Source organism: Niameybacter massiliensis (assembly GCF_001282685.1).
Taxonomy (GTDB): domain Bacteria; phylum Bacillota; class Clostridia; order Lachnospirales; family Cellulosilyticaceae; genus Holtiella; species Holtiella tumoricola.
Map to the genome: position 1 here is coordinate 2,294,126 of NZ_LN875035.1, position 16,338 is coordinate 2,310,463.

The following is a 16,338-nucleotide window of genomic DNA, read 5'->3' on the forward strand; positions in this document are numbered from 1 at the left end:
CTTTCCCCCTAGCTCCAACGTCTTTTTTCTAATACTCTAATGGTTAAAAAGTTAAAGAAGATTATAATAGATAAGAAGAAAATAACATCTGCAATATTTAACAGACCTGTTGCAAAATCTTGATAGTGCATATAAAAAGATAAATAGTTACAAATTTCTGTAAGTAGGTTTCCACCTAACATATTTCCAACTGAATCAATCAGTAAGAAAAATATCCCAACACCAATGGTCCCAATTGCTGCAATAACTTGACTTTCTGTTAAAACAGACACAAACATGCCAGCTGCGCATAAGCTCGCACCTACTAGAAAGAGTCCAAGGCAGTGTCCTAAAAACACTCCTAGCTCTACTGCACCATTCATCATAACAATTCCTAAATAAACAAAGTTAATGGTTAATGCAAGTATAAAGACTGTTAAAGTCGCAAAATACTTTCCAAGTACTATACCTATTAAACTTACAGGTGCTGTAATTAAAGCCTGGTCTGTCCTATGCCTTTTCTCCTCACTAAACATTTTCATCGTAAGAAGTGGAGATATAAAAATAACAATTGAAAAAAGTACATTAAACAAATAACTAAAATCTGCACTTCCACTATATAATTGATAACCAAAGAAGTAATAACTTGCAATGGCATAAAATATGGCTAAGAAAACATACCCTATCGGTGTGACAAAATATGAACGTATATCCCTCTTATAAATTGCTAGCATCTTCACGACCTCCTACATATTCTTCATCATCTTCTATTATTTCAAAGTCTATTTCCTCCAGCTTTTCGTAGGTTGGTGTTGTATAATACATAAAGACATCTTCTAATGTAGGTTTATTGTGATGAAGTTCTAAAAGTGGAATATGTGCTTCTGCTAAAATGCCACTTACCTTCCTCCTTACCGCATCCTCTTCAGTTTGTATATAGTATTCATAAATATCTTCATCCTCAGTCTTTGCATAGCTTACGTGATCTACACCTTCCATAGAAGCAAGTACATCTTTTATTTTTTCTGCCTCTCCTAAAGCCTGTAGCGTTAAGCGTCTTTCATTTTGTCTCATTTGTACCAGATGACCTGGTGTATCATCTGCCACAATTTTACCTTGATTGATAATGATAATCCGATCACATACTGCTTCAATTTCTTGCAAAATATGTGAAGATAGAATAACCGTTCTTGTCTTAGCTAAATCACTAATTAGCTTTCTAATCTCTATAATTTGTTTAGGGTCCAGTCCTACTGTAGGCTCATCCAAAATAAGAATCGGTGGATTACCTATTAAAGCATTTGCTAGCCCTACACGTTGCTTATAGCCTTTAGATAAATTTTGGATTAATTTATTCTTTACTTCTTTGATTTGCACAAGTTCACAAATCTCTTCTAAATGGGCTTTTTTATTCACTTTAACTTTTTTTAAGTCATATGTAAAATTAAGACTTTCCCATACCGTTAAATCCTGATAAAGGGGTGGAATTTCTGGCAAATAGCCTATTTGCTTTTTTACTTTTTCTGGTTCATGCAGTATATCATGTCCATTAACAGTAATCTTTCCTTCTGTACAAGATAAATAACCCGTAATCATATTCATTGTTGTTGACTTTCCTGCACCATTAGTTCCTAAGAAACCTACAACCTCTCCTTGATTCACAGTAAAACTAATATGATCAACTGCAACTTTTCTTCCATACTGCTTCGTTACCTCTAACACCTCTAGCATTGTGCAAAACCTCCTTCAAATACTTGTGCTTACTCTAGGATAGCTTGTTTATCTCTTTCTTCCTAGCCAATTTAGGTGGCAACTTTGTGGCAATACTGTGGCAAATCATACATAAAAAAGGTGCCTTTACCGTGGTTCTATAGTCTAGAACTTGGCAAAAGCACCTTATCTTTCATTCATTTAATCATTCCATCCAATACGGTATCCAAACCCCCATACCGTTTCAATAGATATTTTCCCTACCTCTTTTAACTTTTTGCGTAATCGCTTTACTAAGTCATCTGCTGCCCTAGTATCTGTATCAAAATCAACTTTCCAAAGTTCTTTGAGCAGCTCTGCCTTACTTACAGCCTGATCTTGTTTACGTACAAGAAAAGCAAGGAAATCAAATTCTGTAGGTGTCAACAAAATAGGTGTATCACCTATTGTAGCTGTACGAAGCTTAGTATTTAGAACAAGTGAACGATAATATAGTGCTTCACTCTTTTGATGTCCTTGTTCAAGAATAAGCTCGTTTCTTCGAAATAATGCTTTAACACGCGCTACCAACTCAAGCGGTGAAAAGGGTTTGACAATATAGTCATCACTTCCTATTGTAATCCCTGTTACACGGTCTAATTCACTTGCCCTAGCTGAAACCATAATAATAGGTACACTACTCGTTTGACGCAAAAGTGCACAAAGACTTAATCCATCTATTCCCGGTAACATAATGTCTAAGATGATTAGGTCACATGGATTAGTCTGAAAGACTTCTAGCAAGCTTTCCCCACTTTCAAAGCATTCTACCACAAAACCTTCCTTTTCAAGGAAGCAACACATAAGCTCTGCGATATTTGGTTCATCATCTGCAATATAAATTTTCTTCTGCATACGCCACCCTCACTTACCGAAAAACTGTTAAGGATAGTGTAGCAATAATTTATTATTAAACTGTTATCAATTTTTAACAAAATTTAACTTTATCATTCAAAACTACGTTCAAATAAGCTAGATTTAGCTTTTAAATCCTCCACACTATGAATGTCTAATTGTTCAAAAAGCCTTACTAATACTTCACTATGAACAGGTATTTTTATAGCTGATTCATAAGCCACTTTATCTACAGCCTCTTTACCTATTTCTTTATTTACAATAGCTTTAGGCCCACCTACACAGCCACCAATACATCCCATACCTTCTACAAAAGTAATATCGTTATTACTTTGTTCAAATTTATTTAAAAACTGTTTACAATTAGCAGCACCATCTATTTGAATCGCTTTAAAAAGTTCTTTCTTTTTAGGGAAAATTTCTTCTACGATTTCATATACAGCTTGTGAAACACCACCTGTATGTGCATAAAGTCTCCCACCTCTTGATGCATAGTCAATGGTTGGTACACCTTCTAAAGTATGAACATCTATTTTAAAGGCGTCAAAGATTACCTCAACTTCTTGGAAAGTTAATACATAATCTACTGCATCTGCTATATCTGGTTCCTTAGCCTCTGATTTCTTTGCAATACAAGGGCCTATAAAGACAACCTTTGCATCTGGATTAAGTTTTTTAATAATTCTTCCCATCGCAACCATTGGAGAAACTGAAGGGCTTACATACTTCACTAAATCTTGATAAACCTTTCTAAGCATTGCTACCCATATTGGACAGCAACAAGAAGTAATCAGTAAATCATCTTTTGTCTTAACATGTTCACTAAATTCTAATGCTTCTTTCAAACTTAGTACATCAGCAGCTACTGCAACCTCCATCATATCCGTAAAACCTATTTTAATAAACGCCTCTCTGAGCTGATCGAGAGACACTTGTTCTCCAAACTGCCCTGCAATGGCTGGTGCTACTATTGCAATCACTTTTTCACCTGTTTTTAATAATTCATAAAGTGGCAAGAATTGTTTCAAATCCATGTAATTACCTTTGTCACAGACGGTTACACAACGTCCACAATTCATACAAAGCTCAGGATCAATCCATTTATCACCACTATCAGGATCTTTCATAATAGCGGAAAAAGGACATACACTTTGGCATTTAGATTGGCCTTCTATACATTCACAATCTTCACCACAATGATGTACCTTTTGAACAATTTTTGTATAAACTTGATTTTTAGTAATAGCATCTGCTATTTCATAAGTAAATGCATCGGGATTTAGCGTATTAATATCTATACCACACAATGCAGCCAAAACTTCTCTTCCTTGTTGATCATCTTCAAACTCTTCTTTAAGCATTTGATCAACTGTTTCCTTAAAATCACCTTCTGCGTAAGCTTCAATTAATCGTTTAAAAAGTGGATAATAATTTTCTTTCATCAGAATAACTCCCTTCCATTATGCATCTATAGCTTACTGGCATTTTGAGTTATTTATAACCTATTTATCACACTTCTATTCATTTCTAACTAAATTTTAACAGGTACAGGCTGACCGAGCACTAAGGTATCTGGCGTTACTTGACAATCGTAAGCCAAAATCTGTACTCCCTTTCTACTTACTTCGGCTACAGCATCTGCAAAAGCCGCATGAGTTATGCGATTAGGTGTAAAGTAAAGTACGCCTTCCATTTGGATCACAAAGACTACATAAGCCTTATAACCTTTTTCGGATGCATCCATCAGCTCATATAAATGCTTTTTCCCACGTTCTGTAGGTGCATCTGGAAAACGCACAATACCATCTTCTTCAAGGGTTACCCCTTTAACTTCTACAAAAGCACGCTCTACCTCCGTTTCAAGGTATACATCAAATCTAGATTCTTTATATGTCTTTTCTGGTCGTATTAAAGTGATTGTTCCCTCAAGACCCGGGAGACATAGTGAACCATTTTGTAATGCTTCATAGACTACTTTATTGGGTGCTTGTGAATCCATATTGATTAAGCGTTCTCCTTTTTGAACTGCGATAAGAGAATAAGCTGTCTTACGATTTGGATTATCACTATGCTCTAGATAAACTGTAACCCCTGGAATAAGTAATTCTTTACAACGTCCTGTATTTTTAACATGGACCTTTACTTCTTGCCCCTCTATTTCACAATAGGCAATAAAACGGTTGGGACGACTTATAAAAGTTGCCTTCATACAATTTAAATATTTCATTTTCATTCTCTAACTTTCTATTTATATTTTACTGATTTTATTTGTTCTTTGTTTGTCTATTAGGCTATTATTTCCTATTAATCTACTTTATTGCCAAAATAGTTCCTATCAACTTTTATCCTCTCTAAAAAGTTGACTTGCCTTGAATATAGCAAAAAGGGGATGTTTTTTCAACATCCCCCTTTTATTTAATTTTTTCTCTATAAAGTTTGTTACGTTTTACTAAATAAATTAAAATCCCTACGATCACAATACCTTTTAGAATACTACTAATCGTAATGCTCCACCATACCCCATCTATTCCTAAAACATCCGGTCTTGATAAAATATAAGCCATAGGAATACGTGCACCCGTTAGTATAATACCCATAATTGATGGAATATACGTTCTACCAAGTCCATTAAATAAACCTGTTGTTGTAATTTCAATGCACATAAACAACTGTGAGTAACCTAATATACGCAAGTATACTTCTCCTCCAGCAATAGCATCAGCTTCTGGAATAAAGATTTTAAATAAGCTTCCTCCAAAGCCTACAAGTAAAATCGTTGCAAAAATACCAAGCACAATAGATAAACCTATTGTAATGCGGTATCCTTTTTCAATTCGATCATACTTATCTGCACCATAATTTTGTCCCGTGAAGGTACCAAGAGCAGTAGATAGCCCACCTGCCGTCATCCAAGAGATGGCTTCAATCTGAGAACCCACTTTTTGAACTGCAATCGGCACAGGTCCAAATACTGCAACAATACGTCCAATAACCATCGCAAATACAGTAAAGAGTCCACTTTGCATTGCTGCTGGGAATCCGATTACACATAATGTTTTAATTGCTTGCCAATCAACTTTTGCAAAAAGATTAATATGTAAGTAACTTTCTTTCCTTCTTGCCAGTACAATGATAAAACCTACTGTTACCACAATTTGTGCAGCAACTGTAGCAAGTGCAGCACCTAATACACCCATTGCTGGAATAGGACCAAATCCTAAAATTAAAAGGGGGTCAAAAATCATATTAAAAACAAGCCCAATCGTATTTAAGATAAATGGTGTCTTACTATCTCCAAGTCCATTAAAAATAGATGTAAAGACTGGATTCATAAAGTAAAATACCATCCCTAATGCCATAACAATTAAATAGGTTTTAGACATTTCAATAATATGTGCATCACCTAAATTAAAGAAACTAATAAGAGGGTCCACCAATATTAATAAAGCAATACCATATAATATAGCAAGTACACAGTTGAGTTGTGTTGCACTTGTAATAAAGGATTTTGTTCCTTCTATATCTTTTTCCCCTATACTTTGAGCAACTTTAATCTCTGCTCCTACTTTTGAAATCATAATAAATGCCATTGCAAGCCAAGTAAAGAAACCTGCTGTTCCTACTGCTGCTACTGCACTACTTCCCACACGACCGATCCAAATCATATCCGTCATGTTATAAGCCATTTGAATAAATGATGTCCCCATAATAGGAAGGGCTAGCTTAATAAGCTTACCAACCATATGGCCTTCGGTTAAGTCAATTCTTCTCTCCATAATCTTCCTCTTTCTCATACTAAGAGGCTGTCGCACATTGATCCTAAATGCGGCAGCCTCTCTCTTTTATTTCATTATATATAAATATACTTCATTAGTAAACTTTTTTATTTTATTACTGCATAACATTATATCTATCTTCAATAACAAGTCTATCTATGTAAGCATGAAATCTCCTATTCTCGGTCATACTTTCTAGATGAAGGAGGAATCAACATGCAAAAAGCACCGATTAAAGAACTTATTTCTAACTTTAAAGGTATTAACTTTACACTACAATTTTGGGATGGTGAATGTGTACAAGTAGGGAATACCCCTTCAGACTTTAAAGTCATTTTAAAAGAACCTATCCATACATTAGACTTTATACGTAGTTATACATTAGCTTTTGGTGAAGCCTATATGAATGGTAACTTAGAAATAGAAGGTAACTTGTATGAGGCTTTAGATGCTATTCTAAAATTCAAAAACCATTTCCATACTCATTTTCATCTTCTACCTGAACTTTTTCATACCTCTACTTCTGCTTCCCATCAAAAGAAACAAGTAAGTAGCCACTATGATTTAGGAAATGACTTTTATAAACTTTGGCTAGATGAGACTATGAGCTATTCTTGTGCCTATTTTAAATCATCAACGGATACACTCTATGAGGCTCAAATGAATAAAATCCATCACATTCTTTCTAAATTGAATCTTCAAAAAGGGCAATCTCTTTTGGATATTGGATGTGGCTGGGGACATTTACTTATTGAAGCAGCCAAACTTTATAAAGTCCATGGTGTAGGTATTACACTCAGTCAAGAGCAATATGATGGTTTCAATGCACGTATTCAAGCAGAGAACTTACAAGATTATCTTGAAGTTAAACTTATGGACTATAGAGAACTTGCAAATTCAGATTTACGCTTTGATCGTATTGTAAGCGTAGGTATGCTAGAACATGTAGGCCGCAATCACTATAAACTTTTCCTGAGTTGTATTGATCATGTATTAAAAGATGGTGGACTTGTGTTACTCCACTACATCAGTAGCCAAATTGAATCCCCTGGTGATGCCTGGATTAAAAAATATATTTTTCCTGGTGGGGTCATTCCTAGCTTACGTGAAATTGTTAGTCTACTCCCTAATTATCACGACTATATCATTGATATAGAAAGTCTACGTCGTCACTATACACAAACGCTCCTTATGTGGGCAGATAACTTTGAAAATGCCCTCCCACAAGTGCATAAAATGTTTGGCGAAAAATTTATTCGCATGTGGCGTATGTATCTTGCCTCATGTGCAGCATGCTTCAATAACGGTGTTGTAGATTTACATCAAATTCTCTTTACTAAAGGTGTCAACAATGAACTTCCAATGACTCGTGACTATCTGTATACTAAGTAAATACGTAACAAAGTAAAAAGCTAACACACTGGGTGTTAGCTTTTTACTTTATATAATTTAAAGATTGTTTCTCCAGTCTATACTATATACGTCCTAGTTATTAACCTTAGCTTGTCCAGCAGAAATCTTAGTTACTTCTGTTACATTTAGAACTGGGAAGGCTTCTTCCTCATCTTCAGTTGGTTCTCCAACGCCAATGGTACCTACAACCCTTACCCACGTATCATCTACTGGCCATTCACCATCATAAGTGGTATCTAATCCTACATAAATTTCATGTGCATGGTCATCGTGTCCCATATCATAGAGACGAATGACCGTATAACGTCCTGGATCCATTTCTTTTACCATGCCTTCATACTGCAATGTAGTACCAACATATTGATCGAGATCCATATAAATTTTATCCATATCATTTACAAAGTTCTCATCACCTATCACATAATCTACACCTTCTGGTGCTTGATTATCATTAAGATATGGTTTTTCACTTGATGTATTTGAAGTGTCTTCATCAGTTGTGCTTTCTACTGTATCTGAAACTTGTCCTTGTTGCTGTATAGGTTTAAGATCTGCTTGATTGTTGCCACACCCTACGAAGAAAACACAGGCAGCTAATCCTATGCCCTTTAACATATGGCTCATTTTAAGCATGATCGTCCTCACTTTTGACTGCTTCTTGTTCACGCTCTTCTTTTCTAGTCTTTTGAATAAAAGCACCTAATTTTTTAAACGCCTCATCGTATGTAATCGGTTCTACTGTCTCCGGTTGAACTGTTTTTTCATTTTCTTGATTCATTTTAATAACTCCTTTCAAAAAGCTTCTCTTATACTATACCTTGTCTCATTCTTTTTGTATAGTAGAACCTCAATATGTCTTCTATTTAATAAGTGGAGAGCTACATAAGAATACTCTCAAAACTTGTTTTAGAAGGTGCGCATGAATATTCTAAAACACTGTCTAGAGAGTAGCCCCACATAGCCCTCCACATTATTCCCATCTATTTTACTTTTTGTTTTGCAGCTTCTCTCGCCGCCTTTTGTTGTATATTTTCCGCCCATAATGGCTCTGCTCGTTGTGCCCATATCTCACCATACTCTTTTGTCTTTGCTGCCAGCTCCTCTACATCTTCTGGCTGAATATACTCTGTGGATTTGGCACCAGCATTTTTAACCATTTCTGCAATTTTTGGTGAGTTATCTAATATAGGACATGGTCTAAATTGGTTACAATTAAACGGTTGATTTTTTTGATATTCCATAAAAAGTGGCTGACCTAAAGCTTCAATAAGTGATACCTCTTTAATATTTGCATTGGAATAATGACAAAATACACATGGTTCTACATCCCCATTAGCATTAATATGACAGTATCTTCTTCCACCCGCTACACAGCCTCCAACATATTCTGCATCATGCCAGAAATCCATATTGAAGATGGCTTTTTCCCCTCTCCACTCACGAATGGTACGATAAAGCTGTTCCCTTTGATCCGGTGTTGCCATTAATGATGTATCTGTACCACATCCAATAGGCATAAAAGTAAAATACCAAGAGAAATAAGCCCCTTTATCAATCATAAGGTCAATAAATGCATCTGATAGTACACTTTCGCTATTCTGATTGGTAAAGCATGTTGAGAATCCAAAAGGTACACGATGCCTCTTCATCACATCCATTGCACGCATAATGTCTTTCCAAGACCCTTCGCCACGTCTACCATCTGTGGCGTCATCAAAACCTTCTACGCTAATCGTTGGCACAATATTCCCAAGCCTACAAAAATCTTCACAAAGTGCATCATCAATTAAAGTTCCATTCGTAAACATCATAAAGACACAGTCATTATGTTTTTCAGCTAAACGTAGTATATCTTTTTTACGTACAAGAGGTTCTCCTCCTGTCATAATATAGAAATAAATACCTAAGTCTTTACCTTGTGTAAATAAATCATCTAATTCATCGTAACTTAAATTCAATGCTTTATTATAATCAGCTGCCCAACATCCAATACACTTCTTATTGCATGCTGTTGTGGGGTCAATAAGTATTGTAAATGGAATATCATGACCATATTTCTTACGATTTTTTTCTAGCTCTTCCCATCCTTTGATTGAACTATTTAATAAAAAATTAGTGAATACAGTTTCTAATATATGTGGATTCACTTCTGTTGCTAGCCTAGACATAAGCTGTATCCAATTATTATCTTCTTCACTAAGGAGTTCCTCTAGTACATCATAGATTTCTGTGTAGTAGGACTTTGTATCCACTTTACGTACAAGCTTTAAAATATTTGACAAGTTTTCTTCTGGATTCTTTCTTAAATAATGAATCATTTGCTTTAAAATTGTCTTTTCTACTTGATATTTTACATTGAGCATAAAATACGCCTCCCAAAAATAGTTTTAAAAACAATTCATCACTAATCTAAATGCAATAATTAATAAGATACATCCACTGCATCCATTCACTACAACATGATATTTCATGCCTAACCTATAGCCCATCCAAAGGCCAAGTGCCACGGATATACTTGTAATACAAAAAGTAAGTACAAGATTTTTAATAATAGCAAGCTGTAATAATGCTAGTAAAATGCCTAGTATTAATGCGTCTACTCCCAGTATGCATGCTGACTTCACTAAAGCCTTATAATTCATCGTTTCTTCTCTTTTTTCCACAAAGGAATGTTCTCTAAAGGTACGTCGAAACATCTTCATGCTTAAAAAAATTAAGATAAGTGCTGCTAAAAAAGGAATAAAAGTGAGTCCGCCTTCTATATGTAGATTTTCCATCGGTAAACTTATTGTAATCATCCCTATGCCTAGCATAATGGTTTGGATTATGGCAAACAAAAGGCTTACTAAGCACAGTGTTACCTTGTTTAAATGCCATTGATTAGCTCCCTTTTTTAAAGCTTCATTGAAAGGTTCTAATGCCAATCCAATAATTACTACAATGACTTCCCATAGTTTCAACGTCTCACTTCCTTTCTCTTGAATTAGTTTAATTATATGCCACCTTTATTACTTCTTAACATATACACTCCACCCTTATTGTCTTCTTGAAAATACAAAAAGCCACTAATGTCGTGGCTTTTAAAATATATCTTATCTATGTTCTATTTTAAGGATAAATAAACTTCTTTGTGACTCATATGTATTACATAATTTGTTCTACAATATCTACTAAGGAATGTGAAATGAGAATTCTATAGTTTTTTGCCATCTCTTCCCCACTTAAGGTTAGACCTTTATGAAACCATTCTTTAATGATAAATGTCAAACCTTGTGCATAGTATTGCGCAATCCCTGCAGCTGTAAAAATACCTGCACCACTTTTACCTTCTCCTGCATAGAGTTCAAAAGCTTCTTGCAACACTCTCTGTGTATTTTCACAGAAAATCTGTTCAAAACCATTCTGACCTTCTGTCTTAATAGCTCTTAAATAAAATTCCCTTTCTTTCTCTAGCTTTGTAAATAAAAATTGCATGGCTGCATCTGGCATTTTATTTTTAAGCAATAAATCTGCTCCATTAAAAAGTTCCTCTCTACATATCCATTCTAGTACTTCATACTTATCTGCAAAGTGATTATAGAATGTCGGACGCATAAGCCCAGCCTTATCTGTAATCATTTTAATTGTAATTTTTTCAAGTGGATACTCTAGCATCAGTGTTCTAAAACCTTCTGCTAGCTGCTCTTTTACTTGTTTTTTTTCACCCATCGGCTAGCCTCCATTCTTTATAAGGGTTCTATTTTAATGTTTTACTTAAACACTATAGATCAGATAGTTCTACCTCTAACAATTGACCTGATGTATGCTTTATTTCACATTCTTTTGTTCCCTCTAACGCCAATGGCTTAATCGGTAATCTGATTGTAAAACTTGTTCCTATCCCTTCTCTACTCTCAACAGTAATCTTACCTTCATGTAATTCAATTAACTTTTTGACAATATAAAGCCCTATTCCTGTACCCTCACCTGGCTTAGTCAATGTGTTATCTATCTGATAAAACTTTAAGAAGATAGCTTCTAGCTTGTCACTTGCAATTCCTAGACCTGAGTCTTTTATTACAATCTTTATATCACCATCTTTTATTGCCATATTAACAGTAATCAGTCCTAATGGAGGTGTAAATTTAATAGCATTCGATAATAAGTTAAGTATCACTCTTTCTATCTTCTCTCTATCAATTGCAGTGATAATCTCTTCTTCTTCTGTATCAAATATAAATTCTAATTCTCTCTGCTTCATATAATCTACTGAACCTAAGCAAATTTCTTCAACAACCTCTACCAAATTAACATTTTCTAATTTCATTTTGTTAAAGTTGTTTTCTTCTAATTTCATCATATCTATTAAATTATTAACTAACCTTAATAAACGATTGGCATTCTGCGTAATTACCGTTAACCTCTGTGAAAGATATTCAGGCTCTACATTATCCTCTAAAGAATGAATCAACTGTACGCTACTTCTAATAATATTAATAGGTGCTTTAAGATCATGACTCATACTTGTAATAAAATCTCCTCGTATTTGTGCATGAAGCTTGGCTTCATCATAAAGCCTCTTATTCTTTTTAGCCGTTTGCTTTTGTCTATAAATATAAAAAATCATGTAACATCCTATAAGTTCTAAACTTATAATGCCTATTTGTACTATAAGTTTTATGCCCTTAGGCAATAATAATTGAAATCTAGATTTATTAGTTATAATACTTTGTCTAGGAATTTTACTAATATTAATATCATTTTTATAAATTTCTTTATAATCAAATTCATACTCACTTGGTATAACCTGTATAGCAGGCGATTCCTCATCTAATAAAACCTTATTTACCAGTTCTGCTTACTATTCCATTTTTCCTTGAGTTACTTATAATACCTCCAATAGCACCTACATTTATATAAGCTTCATCGTATGTATAAATTGCAGCATCTGTGATTTGTCTAATCTGCTGTATTACCTTTTCAGCTGATACCAATCTTTTTGTATGATTACTAAAATACATATTACCTATTATTATTGCATAATTAGAATCTGTTTCTCTTGTAAGATTCTCTAAGATATCTTCTATATAATTTGTATTTATAAATTCAACGTCTGCTTGTTCTAAAAATAACTTTTCTATAAGTTCTTGACGTCCTTTACTTTTAGGTACCTTCTCTAAGTCTGTATTCAGAGATATCACTTTAATTTTATCTATTTCTGTATGAAGTTCTAGAACCAAATGTATCATTTTGGACCAGTATAAATCCTGTAAACTGCCAAAGATGTATTTCATTTCTTCTTCATCTAGCTCTATATATCTTGAATTCCCTGAAAATACTATGGGCACATGATAAAATAAACTTTGTGGATTTAATACCTCTTGCCTTATACTTTCTAATGCATTAGATCCAATTGTTAGTATTAAATCTGTATTAAAATTTTTGTATTTGCTATTTAGCATGTGTACAAAACTTAAATGATACTCTGCGGTGTTATGGTCTATGCTATTTAAATACTCTATTCTTACATTGATTGTAGTACCGCTAATTGCTTCAAGATGTTCAACAAATGCTTGAACTAAATTTTTAGACCATGGATTTGCACTTGAATAAGAATCTAGTATGACTATATTTTTTACGTTTGCTTCTTTTTCATCTATTCCATAGATCTGATTTGGTAATAAGAATATGGCTAATAACAAACATACTATTATACCTTTATAGATAACTATTTTCTTTAAACTCATTGAATCTCCTTAGTACACTTTTTACTCATATTTTACACTATTGTATAACTAAATCCAAGAAATCTTGCTAAAAATATCATTAATTATAGAATTATGTATTTTCCTTTATCCACTTTGTTTAAAATAAAAATAGACATGGCTTCTCACCATATCCATTTTTATTTTAAGCTTTCTTGTATATTGTTTTTCCCTCTTTTATGGTTTCAAGAACTTGTACATCCTTAATCTCCATAGGATCTATTTTTAATATATTTTTGTCTAGAATAACTAAGTCTGCTAGCTTGCCTTCTTTTAATGTACCTTTTATATCTTCTTCAAAATATTGATAAGCTACATTCTTTGTAACTGCCTTTAATGCATCAAGTGGACTTACTTTTTCATCTTCACCTAATAATACTCCTGTTTTAGTTTGCCTATTAACAGCACACCAAATAGTCTCTAACATATTTGGATCTATAACAGGAGAATCTTGATGAAATGTATAAATAATACCTTTTTCTTGTGCAGAATGAGCTATGCTTATTCTACTTGCTCTTTCTATACCATAATTTTTAATATGAATATCCCCCCAATGGTATACATGTGCCACAAAGAAAGATGGAATCATATGGAGTGCTTTTACTTTATCTAATTGGTCACGATCTAATAATTGTGCATGAATAATAACTGGTCTTATATCATTGGTTGCATTTGTTTTTTTTCTTGCTATGCCATATTGAGTTATATATTGTTCACATGCTGCATCACCATTACAGTGTACAATAATTTGCATATTATCTTTTATGGCACGTTCTAACTTTTCTTCTACTTCTTCATCTTTTTGTGTACCATAAGCATAATAATTTTTTGTCTCACCTTCATACGGTGTACGCATCCATGCCGTACGCCCTTGTGGAGAACCATCTAAAAAGGTTTTATATCCACCCATTTTCACATGATTATCGTATTTTTGTAAACAGTTAGCAAACCTTTCTCTTAGTTCATCTGCTTTTGCAATGTTCAAGAAACCTATTAAATCAATTTTAAGCATTTTTGACTGAATAAGGTATTGAAAAATAGGTACTAATTGCTCTACAACAAAACCTTCTTGTACCGTCGTAATGCCATAACTTGCATAAGTATTTTGTGCTTTCATTAAGCTATCCATAAACGCTTCATTAGATACCATAGGCAAACGTTGAATATAATACATATAAGCTGCTTCTTCAATGTACCCTGTAAGCACACCATCTTTCTTTTCAATAACGCCACCATCGGGATTGGGTGTATCTGCTGTTATGCCAAGCTCTTTTAAAGCCATTGTATTGAATACCCCCATATGCCCTGACTTATGTTTTACAACCAGTGGGTTGTTAGGCGCTACTTGGTCTAAAAGTTCAAGTGTAGGATGTACCTTTTCTTCTAAAAAGTTTTGATCATATCCATCTCCTTGTATCCATTTCCCTACAGGAACCTTATTTTTTTCAATAAATTTTTTGATAGCTTCAGCTATTTCTTTAAAATTAACCGTTTCAGCAAGGTCTACTTGGGTAAAAGAACTTGCATATCCAGAAAAATGACTATGGGCATCCATAAAAGAGGGCATTAAAGTCTTGCCTTGTAAATCTATTTGTTCTACATTATTACTTGTTTCTTTAATCAAATCTTCTTTTTTACCTAGTTTATAGATTTTACCATTTTTAATAAGTAAAGCTTCCACATACATCTCTTCTTCTAATGTTAAAATATCACCATTATAATATAGCTTCTCTTTCATATTCATTTTATTACTCCTACTCTAATTATCTGATATACTGCTTAAATATGATTTTTATTAATAATCTTCTAATTTATTAGTAGTTTTATATATTTTAACTTTTTATATGTCTAATATTATATAAAATAAAAATCCTTCTAATTATTGGAATATATTTTCCAACAAATTAGAGGGATTTTTAACGTTTTCAGTCATTATCAATTTAATTATTTAACCTACTTGAAGTTCAAGGCGAAGTCTATCAGCAATTAATGCGATAAATTCACTATTTGTAGGTTTGCCTTTCCCATTGTTTACTGTATAACCAAAGAGTTGATCAATAGTATCCATTTTTCCTCTACTCCATGCTACTTCAATGGCATGACGAATTGCACGTTCTACACGGCTTGGTGTTGTATTATAGTTCTTAGCGATATTTGGATAAAGTTGTTTTGTAATAGAGTTAAGAATATCCATATCGTTAATCGCCATAATAATTGCATCACGTAAGTATTGATACCCTTTGATATGGGCTGGAATTCCAATCTCGTGAATAACATTTGTTACTTCAGTTTCTAAGCTATGTGCAGTCACTACTGGACGTGATTGTTGGGCTTGAGCCTTCACATTAATTCCTGCATTTTGGAAAATAGATGAAGAATGTGCTGAAGTAGCTGTTACTGGTGTAGGTTCACTTGATTGTCTGATGCTACTTGTCATATTTTTAAGTTGTCTAATACGTGTTGTCAATGTATCCATATCAAATGGTTTTACAATATAGTAAGCAGCACCTAATGCCAAGGCACGTTCTGTAATTTTATCTTGCCCTACAGCTGAAAGCATTACTACTAAAGGCTTTTGATCTGGATCCATACTTTGAAGGTTTTCTAATACACCAATACCATCTAAATATGGCATAATTACATCTAGAATTAGTACATCTGGTGCTAAAGCCTTAATTTGTTCACATGCTTCTATTCCATTTGCTGCTACCCCAACAACTTCCATATCTTCTTGTTTGTTTAAAAATTCTTTTAAAATTTGACTAAAGTCTTTATTATCATCAGCTAAGACGATTCTTATTTTTTTCTCTTGCAAAATGACT

At 33.7% G+C, this 16,338-nt stretch carries 16 protein-coding genes; 1 reads left to right on the top strand and 15 read right to left on the bottom strand.

Annotated elements, in window-relative coordinates; translation table 11 throughout:
- Nucleotides 1-8 precede the first annotated feature (8 nt).
- From BN2390_RS16440 to BN2390_RS16465, 6 genes are all read right to left on the bottom strand, one after another.
- A complete protein-coding gene (locus tag BN2390_RS16440) occupies nt 9-713 on the bottom strand; it encodes an ABC transporter permease (RefSeq protein WP_053985395.1) in 705 nt (234 codons plus the stop codon).
- Nucleotides 697-1,710, bottom strand: a complete 1,014-nt coding sequence (locus tag BN2390_RS16445) for an ABC transporter ATP-binding protein (RefSeq protein ID WP_053985396.1) — start codon at nt 1,708-1,710, stop codon at nt 697-699. The genes BN2390_RS16440 and BN2390_RS16445 overlap by 17 nt, the downstream gene beginning before the upstream one ends.
- Before the next feature lie 180 nt (nt 1,711-1,890).
- The gene (locus tag BN2390_RS16450; protein ID WP_053985397.1) at nt 1,891-2,583 is read right to left on the bottom strand and encodes a response regulator transcription factor; all 693 of its coding nucleotides are present in this window, start codon (nt 2,581-2,583) and stop codon (nt 1,891-1,893) included.
- A 92-nt stretch (nt 2,584-2,675) separates the two neighbouring features.
- Nucleotides 2,676-4,025: a [Fe-Fe] hydrogenase large subunit C-terminal domain-containing protein gene (locus tag BN2390_RS16455; protein WP_053985398.1), complete on the bottom strand. Its 1,350-nt coding sequence runs from the start codon at nt 4,023-4,025 to the stop codon at nt 2,676-2,678.
- An 89-nt stretch (nt 4,026-4,114) separates the two neighbouring features.
- Complete coding sequence (gene sfsA / locus BN2390_RS16460) at nt 4,115-4,816, bottom strand: DNA/RNA nuclease SfsA (RefSeq protein ID WP_330373809.1); 702 nt, start codon at nt 4,814-4,816, stop codon at nt 4,115-4,117.
- A 178-nt stretch (nt 4,817-4,994) separates the two neighbouring features.
- A complete protein-coding gene (locus BN2390_RS16465; protein WP_053985400.1) occupies nt 4,995-6,359 on the bottom strand; it encodes an MATE family efflux transporter in 1,365 nt (454 codons plus the stop codon).
- 216 nt (nt 6,360-6,575) lie between these two features.
- Here BN2390_RS16465 and BN2390_RS16470 point away from each other — a divergent pair, with 216 nt between their 5' ends.
- Complete coding sequence (locus BN2390_RS16470; RefSeq protein WP_053985401.1) at nt 6,576-7,751, top strand: class I SAM-dependent methyltransferase; 1,176 nt, start codon at nt 6,576-6,578, stop codon at nt 7,749-7,751.
- A gap of 93 nt (nt 7,752-7,844) precedes the next feature.
- Here BN2390_RS16470 and BN2390_RS16475 read toward each other — a convergent pair whose 3' ends face one another.
- The 9 genes from BN2390_RS16475 to spo0A all read right to left on the bottom strand — a co-directional run bounded on the left by BN2390_RS16475 (nt 7,845) and on the right by spo0A (nt 16,331).
- Entirely contained in the window at nt 7,845-8,417 is a 573-nt protein-coding gene (locus BN2390_RS16475) for a TIGR03943 family putative permease subunit (protein WP_198524933.1), read from the bottom strand.
- Nucleotides 8,398-8,550, bottom strand: coding sequence for a hypothetical protein (locus tag BN2390_RS21800; protein ID WP_154668845.1), 153 nt, complete (start codon nt 8,548-8,550; stop codon nt 8,398-8,400). Before BN2390_RS21800 ends, BN2390_RS16475 begins: the two co-directional genes overlap by 20 nt.
- 202 nt (nt 8,551-8,752) lie before the next feature.
- A complete protein-coding gene (locus tag BN2390_RS16480) occupies nt 8,753-10,135 on the bottom strand; it encodes a radical SAM/SPASM domain-containing protein (RefSeq protein WP_053985403.1) in 1,383 nt (460 codons plus the stop codon).
- A 24-nt stretch (nt 10,136-10,159) separates the two neighbouring features.
- A complete protein-coding gene (locus tag BN2390_RS16485; protein ID WP_053985404.1) occupies nt 10,160-10,732 on the bottom strand; it encodes a manganese efflux pump in 573 nt (190 codons plus the stop codon).
- Between the two features lie 184 nt (nt 10,733-10,916).
- Nucleotides 10,917-11,480, bottom strand: a complete 564-nt coding sequence (locus BN2390_RS16490) for a TetR/AcrR family transcriptional regulator C-terminal domain-containing protein (protein ID WP_053985405.1) — start codon at nt 11,478-11,480, stop codon at nt 10,917-10,919.
- Nucleotides 11,481-11,532: 52 nt separating this feature from the next.
- Nucleotides 11,533-12,378, bottom strand: a complete 846-nt coding sequence (locus tag BN2390_RS16495; protein ID WP_053985406.1) for a sensor histidine kinase — start codon at nt 12,376-12,378, stop codon at nt 11,533-11,535.
- Nucleotides 12,379-12,592: 214 nt separating this feature from the next.
- The gene (locus BN2390_RS16500; protein ID WP_053985407.1) at nt 12,593-13,498 is read right to left on the bottom strand and encodes a hypothetical protein; all 906 of its coding nucleotides are present in this window, start codon (nt 13,496-13,498) and stop codon (nt 12,593-12,595) included.
- A 163-nt stretch (nt 13,499-13,661) separates the two neighbouring features.
- Nucleotides 13,662-15,260 carry an amidohydrolase gene (locus BN2390_RS16505; protein WP_082238833.1) on the bottom strand — a complete coding sequence of 533 codons (1,599 nt, stop codon included), beginning with the start codon at nt 15,258-15,260 and terminating at the stop codon, nt 13,662-13,664.
- 204 nt (nt 15,261-15,464) lie between these two features.
- The gene (gene spo0A, locus BN2390_RS16510) at nt 15,465-16,331 is read right to left on the bottom strand and encodes a sporulation transcription factor Spo0A (protein WP_053985408.1); all 867 of its coding nucleotides are present in this window, start codon (nt 16,329-16,331) and stop codon (nt 15,465-15,467) included.
- Nucleotides 16,332-16,338 lie beyond the last annotated feature (7 nt).